This window comes from Streptomyces marianii (assembly GCF_005795905.1).
Lineage (GTDB): Bacteria > Actinomycetota > Actinomycetes > Streptomycetales > Streptomycetaceae > Streptomyces > Streptomyces marianii.
In genome coordinates, this window is the sequence record NZ_VAWE01000001.1 from 7,075,114 (window position 1) to 7,087,867 (window position 12,754).

Here is a 12,754-nt window from a genome sequence, read left to right on the forward strand (position 1 = left end):
CGACCCCGTTCGCCGTCAGGTCCGCCCGGCACGCGGCCCTTTCCGGCCCCGTAGCGGCCCCGCCGAAGGTCCCGGCCCCGTCCGTGCGTTCGTCGTGACCGCCCCGGACCTTCGGCCACGACCACGCCCAGGGCCGCCGGAGGCCCGGATGTACCTGCCCGTACCCTCGGCGCGTGGAGCGGAGCGATCGCGCGCTGGTGCGCGCCCTTGCGGAGGTCGCGCGGGAGGCGGCACACGTGCCCCGTCCGCGGGGCGCGTGCCCGGCCTGCGGGCAGGAGGCGGACGTACTGGCCGAACGGGCCGACGCCGTCGTCGTACGGCACGGCCCCGCGGTCGCCAAGGCCCACGCGCCGTGGACGGACCCCGACGCGCACCGCGTAAGGATCGCCGTCGCCGCGCATCCGCGGCTCGCCGGGATACTCCTGCCGCCGGGCCGGGACACCGCGCGCCTCGGTGAGCGCCCCGTCACCACCTGGCCCTACGGCACTCCCGTGGACCCCGCCGACCCGGACGCGGCCCCCTGGGAGGAGGCCGCGGCGCTGCTCGCCCGGCTCCACTCCGTGCCGCTCGACGCACTGCCCGACCCACTGCCCGCGATGCGGGGCCCCGCCAAGGCCGCGGCGTCGGTGGCGCGGATGCACTCGGCGGCGCCCGCGCATCCCGCCGGGCGCGCCGTGCTCGGCGCCTGGAGCCGCCTTCCCGCCTGGGCCCGCGACGAGGCCCCCGCGCCGATGCCCGCCCGGCTGTGCCACGGCGATCTCCACCTGGGCCAACTGGTCCGCCATCCAGCGGGCGAGGGCCCCTGGCAGCTCATCGACGTCGACGATCTCGGCCTCGGGGACGCCGCCTGGGACCTCGCCCGTCCCGCGGCATGGTTCGCGGCGGGCCTCCTCGCCCCTGACGTATGGGCGCGTTTCCTGGGCGCCTACCGGGCCGCCGGCGGCCCGGCAGCGGGGCCCGAAGGGGCCGATCCGTGGCCACCGCTCGACGTGCCGGCCCGCGCTCTGACCGTCCAGGCCGCGGCCCTCGCCGTGGCGAGGAGCACCGCCGAAGGGCGCGATCTCGACGACGTGGAACGGGCGATGACCGAAGCGTGCGCCCGAATTGCCTCCCTCCCGCCCGAGTTGGACGACATGATCCCGTCGTAGATTGGGAACGGGATCACCCGATGAGACCGAGCGGCGAGGAGCTGACCGAACGATGCAGTGTCCCAAGTGCCATGCACCGATGCACACGTACAACCGCAACGGCGTCCAGATCGAACAGTGCAGCGGTTGCCGGGGGATATTCCTGGACTACGGGGAACTGGAGGCGCTGACCCGGCTGGAGAGCCAGTGGGTGCAACAGGCTCCGCCGCCCGCCCCGCAGGGCTATCCGGCGCCCGCGCAGCCGGCCTGGGGCGCCCCGCACCACGGCCCCCACGGCGGACACCACCGTCAGCGGGGCTTCGGGCGGATGCTCTTCTCGTCCTGACGACCGGCCGGCCGCTCCCGGGACCGGTACCTTCGGGTGACCGGTGGGGCCCGGCCTCCCGGCAGTGACGGGAAACACGACGGAGCCCCCGGCCGCGCACTGCGGCCGGGGGCTCCGGGCTGTGGACGATACTGGGATTGAACCAGTGACCTCTTCCGTGTCAGGGAAGCGCTCTCCCGCTGAGCTAATCGTCCTCGGGGCCACGGCCCGGAGGCCGTGGGTACTGCGTGTGCTGCGTGGACGATACTGGGATTGAACCAGTGACCTCTTCCGTGTCAGGGAAGCGCTCTCCCGCTGAGCTAATCGTCCTCGGGATCACGGCCCGGAGGCCGTGGGTACTGCGTGTGCTGCGTGGACGATACTGGGATTGAACCAGTGACCTCTTCCGTGTCAGGGAAGCGCTCTCCCGCTGAGCTAATCGTCCTTGGAGGTGGAGACGGGATTTGAACCCGTGTAGACGGCTTTGCAGGCCGTTGCCTCGCCTCTCGGCCACTCCACCCCGGAGTGCGGGGGTCGGGAAGATCCCCCTCATTCGAGCGGACGACGAGATTCGAACTCGCGACCCTCACCTTGGCAAGGTGATGCTCTACCAACTGAGCCACGTCCGCCTGTCGTTTCCGGCCCGCTTCCGCGTCCCGGCGACGTGTTGAACTTTAGCGGATTCCTGGGCCAGCACAAAAACGCGTTTCCGCAGCGTGCTGAGCCGTGCTCACGCCGGGTTCGTCTCCGGGTGCGCGCCGGAGCGGCCGCCGGGGCCTCGCCATAGACTCACAGCCGTGCACGACCTCGCTCCCATGGCCCGCTTCGGCGGCCTCGTCGCCACCGACCTCAGGGACGTCACCAGTGACCCCGAGGCATTGGACTCGTCCGGCTTCTGGGCCGTCGCCGCCGACTTCGAAGGGCGTCTGACCTGCGCCCGCTTCGGTGACGTCCGCCCCGAGCCGGTGCCCGCCCCGGACCCGGCGCGCTGGTGCGGGCCCGCCGCCGGCGACTGGACCTCGTCCCTGGACCGGGCCGCGTACACCGCCGGAGTGCGCCGTATCCGGGAGCACATCGCGGCCGGCGAGGTCTACCAGGCGAACCTCTGCCGGGTGCTGTCCGCGCCGCTGCCCGATCCCGCCGCCGCCGACGTCGACGCCCTGACCGCGCTGCTCGCGCGCGGCAACCCGGCCCCCTACGCGGGCACGATCAGGCTGCCGGCCCACGGCGTGGAGATAGCCACCGCCTCGCCCGAGCTCTACCTGCGCCGTGAGGGGAGCACGGTGGAGTCCGGGCCGATCAAGGGCACCGGCCGCACGGCGGCCGATCTCCTGGAGAAGGACCACGCCGAGAACGTGATGATCGTGGACCTGGTCCGCAACGACCTCGGGCGGGTGAGCGCCTCGGGGTCGGTGACCGTCCCGGCCCTGTGCGCCGTCGAGGCCCACCCCGGACTGGTCCACCTCGTCTCCACCGTCCGCGGCGAGCTCGTGCCTGGCGCCGGATGGCGCGAGCTGCTGGACGCCACCTTCCCGCCCGGCTCGGTCACCGGGGCCCCGAAGTCCAGCGCCCTGCGGATCCTGGCCGGGCTGGAGACGGCACCGCGCGGCCCGTACTGCGGCGGCGTCGGCTGGGTCGACGCCGACCGGGGCACGGGCGAGCTCGCCGTGGGCATACGCACCTTCTGGATCGACCGCTCCCAGGGCGTCCTCCGCTTCGGCACCGGCGCCGGGATCACCTGGGGCTCCGACCCGGAGCGGGAGTGGGACGAGACCGAGCTGAAGGCGTCCCGGCTGCTCGCGGTAGCGTCGGGAACGTACGCGCAGAGTGGAAGGACCGTGTGATGAGGATCTGGGTCAACGGCGGGCTGCGGGACGCCGACGACGCCCTGGTTTCCGTGTTCGACCACGGGCTGACCGTGGGCGACGGCATCTTCGAGACGGTGAAGGCGACCGACGGCCGCCCCTTCGCCCTCACCCGGCACCTCGACCGGCTGACCCGCTCGGCCCGCGGCCTCGGCCTGCCCGACCCGGACCACGACGAGGTGCGCCGCGCCTGCACGGCCGTGCTCGAGGCCAACCCCATGCCGCTGGGCCGCCTGCGGATCACCTACACCGGCGGGCTCTCCCCGCTCGGCTCCGACCGCGGTGACAAGGGCCCCTCCCTCGTCGTCGCCCTCGCCGCGACCACGCGCAGGCCCGACACCACCGCGGTGGTCACCGTGCCGTGGACCCGCAACGAGCGGGGTGCGCTGGCGGGGCTGAAGACCACCTCGTACGCCGAGAACGTCGTCGCCCTCGCCCGGGCCCGCGAGCAGGGCGCATCCGAGGCGCTGTTCGCCAACACCGTCGGCCGGCTCTGCGAGGGCACCGGCTCCAACGTCTTCGTCGTCGTCGACGGCCAGCTGTTCACCCCGCCCGTCTCCTCGGGCTGCCTCGCCGGGATCACCCGCGCGCTGACCGCGGACTGGACCGGAGCGCAGGAGGCGGACCTGCCGATGGACGTGCTGGAATGCGCCGAGGAGATCTTCCTGACCTCCTCGACCCGTGACGTCCAGGCCGTCCACCGCGTCGACGGCCGCGAGCTGCCCGGCGCCCCCGGCCCCCTGACGGCCAAGGCCATGCGGATCTTCGAGGAGCACGCCGCCGCGGACCCGGACCCGCTGCCCTGAGGGACGAGTCCGTACGGACATGGTGACGGGTGGCCTCCGGGCAGGTAGAACACCCCTGATGACCACCACCCTGCGGCCGAACGGGCCGCTCCAGCGGGGCGCGGACGGCGCCCTGGCACGCGGCTACGACGTCTGCGTCAACGGCAGGCCCGTGGGCACCGTCGAACTCGCCCGGGACCCGGACGCCGGTCCGTCGACCGGTGTCGTGCGGGCCCTGGGCATCGACGAGGGAGATCGGGGCCGTGGCCGGGGCGCGGTCGCGGCGCTCGCAGCCGAGGAGGTGCTGCGCGGCTGGGGCTGCCGCCGCGTCGTGACCGTCGTCCCCGCGGACGCCACCGCCGCCCTGCGTCTGGCCGCCGCCCTCTGGTACACCGAGACCGGCCGCACCCTGCACAAGGAACTGCCGCCCGAGCCGCCCACGCTGCCCGACGGAGTGGCGAGCCGCCCCCTCACGGACGCGGAGTTCCGGTCATGGCGGTCGGCGGCCGTCGAGCGGTACGCGCGGACCTGGACGGAACGGGGCCTGCCCTCGGACCGCGCCCGCGCCCGGTCCGAGGCCGACCACCGGGAGAAGCTCCCCGACGGGCCCGCGACCCGAGGCACATGGCTGCGCGCGCTGGTCGTGGACGGCGCCGCCGTGGGGCATGTCTGGGTCGCGGAACGCGCGCCGCGTCCGGGGGAACGGGGCGCTTACGTGTACGACGTACAAGTCGAGGAGGAGCACCGAGGCCGGGGCTGCGGGCGCGCTCTGATGCTGGTCGCCGAACGGATCGCCCGGGAGGCCGGCGCGCCCGTGCTCGGTCTGCGCGTCGCCGCCGGGAACGCCCCGGCCGCCGGCCTCTACGCGTCACTCGGCTACCGGACCGCCTTCCACCACCTCGCCAAGCCGCTGCTCTAACTCAGCCAAGACCGTGTCCAAGCCTGTCCAAGCCTGTCCAAACCAGACCGCCCCGGCAGCCGAGGCCGGCACGGGACGCGCTCTCACTCCGCGAGGAGCCGGTCCGCGATCGCCTCGACGCGCTCGCGCAGCCCCTCCTGGCTCTGCCCGCCGTCGAGCCTCTCCTCGCCGATGACGAACGTCGGGGTGCCGGTGACCCCGATCGCCTTGCCCTCGGCCTGGTCGGCGTCGACTGCCAGGATGTGCCGCCCGTCGACGAGTGCGGTGTCGAACTCCTCCGCGTCCAGGCCGAGTTCACTGGCGACCCGGAGGAGCAACGGCTCGCCCTCGCGGTCCAGCTCCTCGACCCGGGCGAGCACGGCCTCCACGTACTCCCAGCCCTTGCCCTGCTCGACGGCCTCCTCCGCGGCCTGTGCGGCGGCGAAGGCGTGCTTGTGCTTCTCCAGTGGGAAGTGGCGCAGTCGGAGCTCCAGCCGGTCGCCGTAGCGCCCGCGCAGGGCCCGCAGGTCGGAGAGGGCGGTACGGCAGTCGGGGCACTGCAGCTCGCACCAGACGTCCAGGACGACGGGGGCGGGGGAGGGGTCGCTCATGGGAGCCAGTCTTCCAGCCGTGCGGACCGGGTCCCAACCCGGACCTGCCCGGCACCTGAGGAGGAGGCTGCCCCGGAGATCACCCTGAGGTGGGCCGGGACCGTGGCCCCGGCCCCGCCGTCCGGTGCAGGATGGAGGTGACCGCCTTCCCCCGGGCGACCCCGGGGGTGCCGTCCCGCTCGCCTGGAGGACCGGATGATCGCCGAGACGATTTGTGCCGCGGTGTCCGCGGCCGGACTGGGCATCGCCGCGGTCGCGGCGTACCGGAAGCGCTTCCTCACGGCGGCCCGTATCGCGGCGTACGCGCTCGTTCCGCTGGGCCTCGTCCTGACGGGCGTCGTGGAGTGGGCGGCGGGCACGGTCTTCAGCCCCGCGGCCTGGGTCGGCGTGGGCCTGCTCGGCGCGGCGTGGGGACTGTTCACGACCACGCGCGCCGTGGAGCGGCGCAGACTGGCCAGGGCGTCCGCGGAGGACGCCGCCGGACCGCGCCCGGTTGCGCCCTCTGCCTCGGCGCCCGCGGTCGGCAGGGCCGGCCGCCCGGCCGCAGGGCCCGGGGGAGCCGCCAAGGCCAAGGGGAAGCAGCCCGCCGCCGGGACGGACGACGACTTCAGCGACATCGAGGCCATTCTGAAGAAGCACGGCATCTGAGCCACGAGGAGCCGGCCGGTTCCGGCGGTGCGCGGCCCGGAGGTCGAACACCACCACGGGATCCGGTGAACTGCCCCGGCATTCACGCGTGTTGGTCGATCGTCGGGGCCTGTCCTGCGTCATCATCACCCCGAGATGCTGGATACCTCCCGGGGCCAGGCCCCCGCCCCCTCCGACGAGCCGCGTGGCTGTCTCTTCGCGCTCTCCCAGCCGCCCCTGATGATCTTTCTCGGGGTGATCGGCTGCCTACTGCTCATGGCCGCGGTCCACGACCTCTTCCTGCTGTGAGGCGACGGTGAGGCGACGGTGATGCGACGGTGATGCGACGGTGATGCGACGGTGATGCGACCGGGACTCAGCCGGCCGCTTCCCTGCGGCGTGCCCGGTAGGCGGCGACGTGCAGGCGATTGCCGCAGGTACGGCTGTCGCAGTAGCGGCGCGAGCGATTGCGTGACAGGTCGACGAAGGCGCGGCCGCAGCCCGGTGCCTCGCAGCGCCGCAGCCGCTCCTGCTCGCCCGCCACGATCATGAACGCCAGGGCCATGCCGCAGTCGGCCGCGAGGTGCTCGGCGACCGAGGCTCCCGGCGCGAAGTAGTGGACGTGCCAGTCGTAGCCGTCGTGGTCCGTCAGCTGCGGCGTGGTCCCCGCGGAGGCCACGAGCCGGTTGATGAGCTCGGCGGCGCCGCGGGCGTCCGGCGCGGCGAACACCTCCTCGAACCTGCTCCGCACCTCGCGCACGGCTTTCAGGTCGTGTGCGCGGAGCTCACCCACGTCACTGATGTTGCACTTCTGCACGAACGTGTACAGCGACGGCACGTCCCCGAGCTCGTCGCCCTTGGGGCTCTCGTCGCGCTCGGCCGCGGTGTTCACCAGATCGACGACGATGTCGAGGGCGATGCGGGTGTCGTGAGGGATCAGCACGATTCGCTCCCTGGCATGCTGCGGGCTGGGCACCCGCCGAATTTGCGCTGACTCTAGCCGGTCCGCGGAGAACGCGACGGCGCCGTCGTCGCGGTGGATTCCGCGACGACGGCGCCGGAGCTGCCCTTATGCGGTTGTCCGTGCGGTGCCGTCTCCCCGAGTCGGACGGCGCCTGCTGCCCTCGCCCTGGTTCAGCTTTCCGCCAGGATGTGCGAGAGCTCGGTATCGAGATCGAAATGGCGATGCTCCGTGCCCGGTGGGACCGCGGCGTCCGTCCGCTTGAGGAACGACTCCAGGGCCCGCGCCGGCGCCTCCAGCAGGGCCTCGCCCTCCGGAGAGCTCAGTGCGATGCAGACGACGCCCTGGCCGTGACTGCGCGAAGGCCAGACTCTGACGTCGCCGGTGCCGGTGGGCCGGTGAAGACCCTCGGCGAGAAGGTCGCGGGCGAACACCCATTCGACCGTCTCCTCGGCTCCGGTATGGAAGGTGGCGTGCACGGCATACGGATCGGCCGTGTCATACCGCAGGCCCGCGGGTACAGGCAGTGAGGACTCGCTCGATACAACGAGGCGCAGGTGCAGCTCGCAGCTGACCGTGGTGTTCATAAGCGCCAGGGCCTTTCGCTCAGTGTGCGCTCGGGGATTCGCACGTCGGCGAAATCGACATGCCACCTACGGTGCCGTTGTAAACCCCTCTGTCTGTTTTGTGATCCTTGGGGTACCCCATACGGAGGAGTTCCACGTACGACCGTACGGTCATGCCGACCGGTGGTTTCGTCGGGTACGTTGGGATTATGAATGCGGAGAGTGACGAGCGGATCGGGGCTGCCGCCACTGCGGCCCCGGGCTCCGCCGCGGGGGATGTGACCGCGCCCGGTGGGCCCGTTCTCGGCTCGAGGGCGCCCGAGTTCGTGAAGAGATGGCGGACGCTTCATCTGAGCTGGCAGGTCGGCGTCTTCATCGTCGGCCTGGCGGTCGTCGTGACCGGCGTGATCATGCTTCCGCTGCCCGGGCCGGGCTGGCTGGTGATCTTCGCGGGCATGGCGATCTGGGCCACCGAGTTCGTCTGGGCGCAGCTCGTCCTGCACTGGACGAAACGGAAAGTGACCGAGGCGGCACAGCGGGCGCTGGACCCCAAGGTCCGCCGGCGCAACCTCGTCCTGACCGCCGTCGGACTGGTGATCATCGCCGTGCTGTGCGCGATCTACGTCGCGAAGTTCGGGTTGGCGATGCCCTGGAAGATCGAACAGTGACCGGAGCCGGCGGCGACCGCCCGGAGGCCGCCTCCCGGCCGGGGGTCAGGTGGTCATGAGGCACCGCTGACATGGGGTAATGTTTGCGGTGCGCCCGGGCGATTAGCTCAGTGGGAGAGCGCTTCGTTCACACCGAAGAGGTCACTGGTTCGAACCCAGTATCGCCCACCACCCGGACCGAGGGCCCCGGAGACCGCCGAGTCTCCGGGGCCCTCGGCGTGCACGGCCGCGCCCCGGCGGGATCACCCGTTCAGCGCATCCGGCCGAGGGTCTTCCGGATCCGGCGCGCGTCGCGCAGCCGCTGCTCGTACGTCGCCCCCACGGCCAGCAGCAGCAGTCCAGCCAGCGCGGGTGGCAGCCACCGCGGCAGGGCGTCGACGACCTGGACGACGTACGGCGCGAGCTCGTGCAGCGCGTCCAGGGTGAGCGTCAGGCCGCCGAGGACCAGCGGCGCCCGGAGCCGCAGACGGGCGCCGGCGAGCGTCACCCCGAGAGCGGCGAGACCCAGCAGAAGCGGTCGCGGCCAGTCGGTGTCGCCCCAGGCCGCCAGCAGACTCGGCACCAGCGTCGCGGCGAGCCCCGGACCGTACGCGGCCCACGACGAGGCGGACGGGTCCGTTCGGCGCCGCAGCAGGCCCACGGCCAGCGCCGGGACGGTCACGGGCAGGGTGTACGCCTCGGGCACCTCCACCCCGGACGCGGCGAGGCGCACCCACGTCGCGGCGACGAACAGCACTGCGGCGACGTACCCGGCCAAGGGCCGGCGCTCGGCCCGGACCGCCGTGCCCGCGGCCACGACACCCGCGAGCGCGAGCACCAGCGCCAGGGTCGGCGGGTGCGGCACCGCCAGAGCCACGGCGACGAGTCCGGCCGCGGCGGCCGTCGTCTCCAACGGCAGGGCGAGCGGATGCCGGCCGAGCCGGGCGCCGAGCAGGGCGGCCGCCGCCGGTACGGCGAGGAGCGCGAGGCCGACGTGGTGAACGGGAAGCCCCGCCGCGGCCGCCGCTGCGGTCACGAGCCCCGCCGTGCCCACCACGGCCGCGCAGGCGGCGACGGTCCGGACGGGCCCGCGGGCCGCCGCCGCGGCGGCGGCGCCCAGTGCCACCAGCACGCCCAGCGCGGTGAACGTGGCGGGCCGGGTCGCCAGTCCCAGCAGCGCCGCACTCGTCGCCGACCCCAGCGCGCACACAAGCGCCGTCCCGGCGAGGGCGTCGGCGGGGCCGAGGGCGTGCGACGGGGGGTCCGGCCGCGCGGCGACGGGTTCGCCACGGGCGGTGCCGTCGGCCCGGACCCGCCCGGCCCCGGGGCTCGCGGGGCCGCCGGCCGCCTCGTCGGAGGCGCGGCCTTCGCCGGCCGCTCCGGTGACGCGGCCGGCCGGGTGCGGCTTCGGCCCGGCCCCCTCCACCGTCGGCAGGAGGGCGGCCGCGAGTGCGGGGCGGGCCGCCAGGGTGAGCGCCGCGGCCGTCGCCGTCAGCTGGACGGCCAGCGTGGGTCCGAGCGGGAGCGACAGGGTGACGGGGGCGGCGACAGCGGCCGACCACGTCAGGACGAGCGCCGCGCACTCGGCGGCGGGGCGGGGCAGCGGTGCGGCGGGCAGCAGCCGGGGCGCCGCCCACAGGACCGCCGCCACCGCCGCCAGGACCACCGGAGCGGTCACCGCGCCCGGCAGGGCGGCGTCGTGGACCGGAGGTCCGCCCCAGACGTCCTCGAGGGTGGCGGCCGGTCCCGTCAGGGCGAGCAGGGCGACCGGCGCGGCCCACAGGGCCGAGGCGAGATGGACCAGGCCGGAGGCGACCGCGAGCCCGCTGAGCACCCCGCGCGGCAGTGGGGCGCGTACGGCCGCGAGCAGTACCGCGGCGCACAGCAGGTACGCGGGCACGGCCCAGTCGGCCGGCACCGTCGTCCGCAGCACGCCGCCGGTGGCGGCGACCGTCGCGAGTCCGCCGACGGCCGCGGTCGCCGCCGCTGCCGCCGGTGCGCGCCACGCCGCGGCCAGGGCCAGGGACGCGGCGGCAAGGAGCAGCAGGGCCGGTTCCACCGAGGCGGCCGGGGACTCCGCGGACAGGGACAGCCAGAGGCCGGTGAGCAGGGTCCAGCCGCCCGTCGTCACGGCGCCGGTGACGGCGAGCGCCCGGACGGCCCTCCGCCGGGCGGCGAGCGCGATCACGACGTCGGGACCGGCCGTCGCCAGCGCGGCCCACGCGGTGGCCTCGATGCCGCCGCCCGCGGACAGCGCCCACAGCGGCAGTGGGAGCTGGCCCGCCACCACCGCGCTCGGCAGCGGCAGGCGCAGTCTGCCGACTGCGCGCCCGTACACAGCCCACACCGCCGTGAGCGCACCGGCGGCCACGGCCGTGTAGGCCACGGCGTCGGTCCCGGGAAGCACGGCGCGGCGCAGCGCGTACGCGTCGAGGACGGTCAGGACGAGCCCGAGCGCCGCCACCGACTCCGCGGTCGAGACGAGCTTCCGGCGCAGCAGCAAGAGCGGTGTCCCGAGGGCCGTGGCGGTCACGGCGCCCAGCACGAGCGCGCGGCCACCGATCCCCATCTGCCCCCAGCTGACCAGGGTGAAGGCGACGGCGGCGATCGTCAGCAGCACCCCGCCCAGGGTGAGCAGGACGTTCTGTGCGCTGGGCGGCGACGTCTCGGCCGCCGCCCCCGGGGAACGGGCGGGGACCGGTGCCGGCGCGGTGCCGGCGGTCCGGAGGGCCGTCAGAAGCCAGGCCCTGCGGGCCAGCAACTGGGACCTGCGGAAGTCGAGTTGGACCAGCTCACGGTCGATGAGCCGGAGCTCCTCGGCGGGCGGCGGTGCGTTCTCCATGGCGGCGAGTGTGGCGCGGGACACAGGGTGCCGGAATGGGCGTGGATACTCAGATCGCCGGTGAGTACGTACGCACCCGGTGGGTGCCCCGCCCGGGGTGGTGGAGGGCCGGAAAGGGGGTTTGAAGGAAACCGGCCGGTACCTGTATGGTTCAGTGCGTTCCCGGGCGATTAGCTCAGCGGGAGAGCGCTTCGTTCACACCGAAGAGGTCACTGGTTCGAACCCAGTATCGCCCACAGGCAGAGGCCGGTCCGTCATCAGACGGGCCGGCCTTGCGCGTTCCCGCCCACTCCGTCTGATGAGCCGTCATCGAAGCCATGGGAAGAGGGAGTTGGAACCGCCTCTGACTTGCCCCTTGACGCCTTCCCGGGCCGTTGGCTTGAATGATGTGGAGAGGTCCAGACCAATCGGCCCCGTGTCGGCGTCCGGTCTCCGGTCCTTCCCGTCCTGCGGTGCCGACGGACCGGCGCCGGAGCGGGGAGAGCGGCCAGGGTCCGGCCGGGCGGCCGGTAGCCGGCCCACGGAACGTACGGGTGTCCCGAAGCGGCGGGGCGCCCGTACCCGTGTCCGGCCCTCAGCAGCCGGAACGCCGGTCGTGCCGTCCGGGCGCCAACCCCGGTCGTGCGGCACTGGCGCCGTGACCCCGGTCGTGCGGCACTCGCGCCGTAACCCCGGTCATGCCGCCCGGGCCGGGACCTCGGGCCGCAGTGGCCACGCCGGATCCACCGACTCCTCCGAGCCGTTCCGGGCGAACCACGCCTGCAGTCCGCGCGCCTGCGCCGCGTGCCACACCGCCTGCAGCGTGTGCAGCTCCGCCGCCGACAGCCGCTCCAGACGTGCGGCGAAACGGCGCCCGACCGCCCTGACGACGTCCAGCGCCGCGGTCGCGTCCGCCGCCGCGTCATGGGCCCCGGCCAACTCGACGCCGTACTGCTCACACAGATCGGTGAGCGTGCGGCGGCCCTTGCGGTAGCGGTCCAGATGCTTGTCCAGCACCCGGGGGTCCAGCACGCACATCGGGACGCTCTCGAGGTAGCGCGCCAGCGACGAGGCGCGGTGGCGACGCAGTTCACGGTCCAGCAGGGTCAGATCGAACGGCGCGTTCATCACCACGAGAGGGCGGCCCGCCGCGCACTGCTCGGCCAGCGACCTGCCTATCTCCTCCATCACCGGCGCCGGCCAGCGCCCGTTGTGCTGCAGATGCTCCTCGGTGAGGCCGTGCACCGCGGTCGCCTCGGCCGGTACCGGCACGCCCGGGTTGACCAGCCAGCCGGTGACGCGCGTGCGTCCTCCCGGCGAATCCTGGACCACGAGTGCGGCCGACACGATGCGGTCGTGCTCGACGTCCACTCCGGTTGTCTCGGTGTCGAATGCGGCCAGGGGCCCTTCGTACCAGCGCGTCATCCCCGAACTCCTCGCCCATGCCTGGCAGATGGTGATATCCCCTGCCCGAAACGGTGATACCCGGACCGTTTGCGCACTACGCAGACGGGCGACAAC

The 12,754-nt window shown here is 73.8% G+C and carries 13 protein-coding genes and 7 tRNA genes; 10 read left to right on the forward strand and 10 right to left on the reverse strand.

Annotated features, from left to right (window positions below):
• Nucleotides 1-197 precede the first annotated feature (197 nt).
• Nucleotides 198-1,148 (forward strand): phosphotransferase family protein, encoded by a 951-nt coding sequence (locus FEF34_RS32065; RefSeq protein ID WP_138057858.1) that lies wholly within the window; start codon nt 198-200, stop codon nt 1,146-1,148.
• A gap of 52 nt (nt 1,149-1,200) precedes the next feature.
• Nucleotides 1,201-1,473, forward strand: coding sequence for a TFIIB-type zinc ribbon-containing protein (locus tag FEF34_RS32070; RefSeq protein WP_138056283.1), 273 nt, complete (start codon nt 1,201-1,203; stop codon nt 1,471-1,473).
• A 122-nt stretch (nt 1,474-1,595) separates the two neighbouring features.
• On the opposite strand, the gene FEF34_RS32075 is transcribed toward FEF34_RS32070, so the two are convergent.
• From FEF34_RS32075 to FEF34_RS32095, 5 genes are all read right to left on the reverse strand, one after another.
• Nucleotides 1,596-1,667: transfer RNA gene (locus FEF34_RS32075), tRNA-Val, on the reverse strand.
• A gap of 43 nt (nt 1,668-1,710) precedes the next feature.
• Nucleotides 1,711-1,782: transfer RNA gene (locus FEF34_RS32080), tRNA-Val, on the reverse strand.
• Between the two features lie 43 nt (nt 1,783-1,825).
• A tRNA-Val gene (locus tag FEF34_RS32085) sits at nt 1,826-1,897 on the reverse strand.
• A gap of 1 nt (nt 1,898) precedes the next feature.
• A tRNA-Cys gene (locus FEF34_RS32090) sits at nt 1,899-1,972 on the reverse strand.
• Between the two features lie 36 nt (nt 1,973-2,008).
• Nucleotides 2,009-2,081, reverse strand: a tRNA-Gly gene (locus tag FEF34_RS32095).
• 168 nt (nt 2,082-2,249) lie between these two features.
• On the opposite strand from FEF34_RS32095, the gene FEF34_RS32100 reads away from it, so the two are divergent.
• From FEF34_RS32100 to FEF34_RS32110, 3 genes are read left to right on the forward strand one after another with little or no spacing between them, the layout of a single operon-like run.
• Nucleotides 2,250-3,296: a chorismate-binding protein gene (locus FEF34_RS32100; RefSeq protein ID WP_138056284.1), complete on the forward strand. Its 1,047-nt coding sequence runs from the start codon at nt 2,250-2,252 to the stop codon at nt 3,294-3,296.
• On the forward strand, nt 3,296-4,123 hold the full coding sequence (locus FEF34_RS32105; protein WP_138056285.1) for an aminotransferase class IV: 828 nt from the start codon (nt 3,296-3,298) through the stop codon (nt 4,121-4,123). The genes FEF34_RS32100 and FEF34_RS32105 overlap by 1 nt, the downstream gene beginning before the upstream one ends.
• Nucleotides 4,124-4,181: 58 nt before the next feature.
• The gene (locus tag FEF34_RS32110) at nt 4,182-5,021 is read left to right on the forward strand and encodes a GNAT family N-acetyltransferase (RefSeq protein WP_138056286.1); all 840 of its coding nucleotides are present in this window, start codon (nt 4,182-4,184) and stop codon (nt 5,019-5,021) included.
• Nucleotides 5,022-5,104: 83 nt separating this feature from the next.
• Here FEF34_RS32110 and FEF34_RS32115 read toward each other — a convergent pair whose 3' ends face one another.
• Nucleotides 5,105-5,611 carry a DsbA family protein gene (locus FEF34_RS32115; protein WP_138056287.1) on the reverse strand — a complete coding sequence of 169 codons (507 nt, stop codon included), beginning with the start codon at nt 5,609-5,611 and terminating at the stop codon, nt 5,105-5,107.
• A 195-nt stretch (nt 5,612-5,806) separates the two neighbouring features.
• On the opposite strand from FEF34_RS32115, the gene FEF34_RS32120 reads away from it, so the two are divergent.
• Both FEF34_RS32120 and FEF34_RS41595 read left to right on the forward strand, forming a co-directional pair.
• Nucleotides 5,807-6,259, forward strand: a complete 453-nt coding sequence (locus FEF34_RS32120; protein WP_138056288.1) for a hypothetical protein — start codon at nt 5,807-5,809, stop codon at nt 6,257-6,259.
• A 135-nt stretch (nt 6,260-6,394) separates the two neighbouring features.
• A complete protein-coding gene (locus FEF34_RS41595) occupies nt 6,395-6,547 on the forward strand; it encodes a hypothetical protein (RefSeq protein WP_017945528.1) in 153 nt (50 codons plus the stop codon).
• 67 nt (nt 6,548-6,614) lie between these two features.
• Here FEF34_RS41595 and FEF34_RS32125 read toward each other — a convergent pair whose 3' ends face one another.
• Nucleotides 6,615-7,181 carry a CGNR zinc finger domain-containing protein gene (locus FEF34_RS32125; RefSeq protein WP_138056289.1) on the reverse strand — a complete coding sequence of 189 codons (567 nt, stop codon included), beginning with the start codon at nt 7,179-7,181 and terminating at the stop codon, nt 6,615-6,617.
• Nucleotides 7,182-7,372: 191 nt separating this feature from the next.
• A complete protein-coding gene (locus FEF34_RS32130) occupies nt 7,373-7,786 on the reverse strand; it encodes an SsgA family sporulation/cell division regulator (RefSeq protein ID WP_003959770.1) in 414 nt (137 codons plus the stop codon).
• Between the two features lie 188 nt (nt 7,787-7,974).
• Here FEF34_RS32130 and FEF34_RS32135 point away from each other — a divergent pair, with 188 nt between their 5' ends.
• Together FEF34_RS32135 and FEF34_RS32140 are read left to right on the forward strand one after the other, a co-directional pair.
• Nucleotides 7,975-8,433, forward strand: coding sequence for a TIGR02611 family protein (locus FEF34_RS32135; RefSeq protein WP_138056290.1), 459 nt, complete (start codon nt 7,975-7,977; stop codon nt 8,431-8,433).
• A 96-nt stretch (nt 8,434-8,529) separates the two neighbouring features.
• Nucleotides 8,530-8,604: transfer RNA gene (locus FEF34_RS32140), tRNA-Val, on the forward strand.
• Nucleotides 8,605-8,683: 79 nt separating this feature from the next.
• Here the strand turns inward: FEF34_RS32140 and FEF34_RS32145 are convergent.
• A complete protein-coding gene (locus FEF34_RS32145; protein ID WP_171053174.1) occupies nt 8,684-11,254 on the reverse strand; it encodes an SCO7613 C-terminal domain-containing membrane protein in 2,571 nt (856 codons plus the stop codon).
• Nucleotides 11,255-11,418: 164 nt separating this feature from the next.
• Between FEF34_RS32145 and FEF34_RS32150 the strand changes: the two genes are divergently transcribed.
• A tRNA-Val gene (locus tag FEF34_RS32150) sits at nt 11,419-11,490 on the forward strand.
• 439 nt (nt 11,491-11,929) lie between these two features.
• Here the strand turns inward: FEF34_RS32150 and FEF34_RS32155 are convergent.
• The gene (locus FEF34_RS32155; protein WP_138056292.1) at nt 11,930-12,658 is read right to left on the reverse strand and encodes a 3'-5' exonuclease; all 729 of its coding nucleotides are present in this window, start codon (nt 12,656-12,658) and stop codon (nt 11,930-11,932) included.
• Nucleotides 12,659-12,754 lie beyond the last annotated feature (96 nt).

Bases quoted from the DNA above. Each gene is read 5' to 3' on its own strand.
- FEF34_RS32135 (WP_138056290.1), top strand. From the start codon at position 7,975: ATGAATGCGGAGAGTGACGAGCGGATCGGGGCTGCCGCCACTGCGGCC.
- FEF34_RS32105 (WP_138056285.1), top strand. From the start codon at position 3,296: ATGAGGATCTGGGTCAACGGCGGGCTGCGGGACGCCGACGACGCCCTG.
- FEF34_RS32155 (WP_138056292.1), bottom strand. From the start codon at position 12,658: ATGACGCGCTGGTACGAAGGGCCCCTGGCCGCATTCGACACCGAGACA.
- FEF34_RS32130 (WP_003959770.1), bottom strand. From the start codon at position 7,786: ATGAACACCACGGTCAGCTGCGAGCTGCACCTGCGCCTCGTTGTATCG.
- FEF34_RS32145 (WP_171053174.1), bottom strand. From the start codon at position 11,254: ATGGAGAACGCACCGCCGCCCGCCGAGGAGCTCCGGCTCATCGACCGT.
- FEF34_RS41595 (WP_017945528.1), top strand. From the start codon at position 6,395: ATGCTGGATACCTCCCGGGGCCAGGCCCCCGCCCCCTCCGACGAGCCG.
- FEF34_RS32115 (WP_138056287.1), bottom strand. From the start codon at position 5,611: ATGAGCGACCCCTCCCCCGCCCCCGTCGTCCTGGACGTCTGGTGCGAG.
- FEF34_RS32070 (WP_138056283.1), top strand. From the start codon at position 1,201: ATGCAGTGTCCCAAGTGCCATGCACCGATGCACACGTACAACCGCAAC.
- FEF34_RS32110 (WP_138056286.1), top strand. From the start codon at position 4,182: ATGACCACCACCCTGCGGCCGAACGGGCCGCTCCAGCGGGGCGCGGAC.
- FEF34_RS32120 (WP_138056288.1), top strand. From the start codon at position 5,807: ATGATCGCCGAGACGATTTGTGCCGCGGTGTCCGCGGCCGGACTGGGC.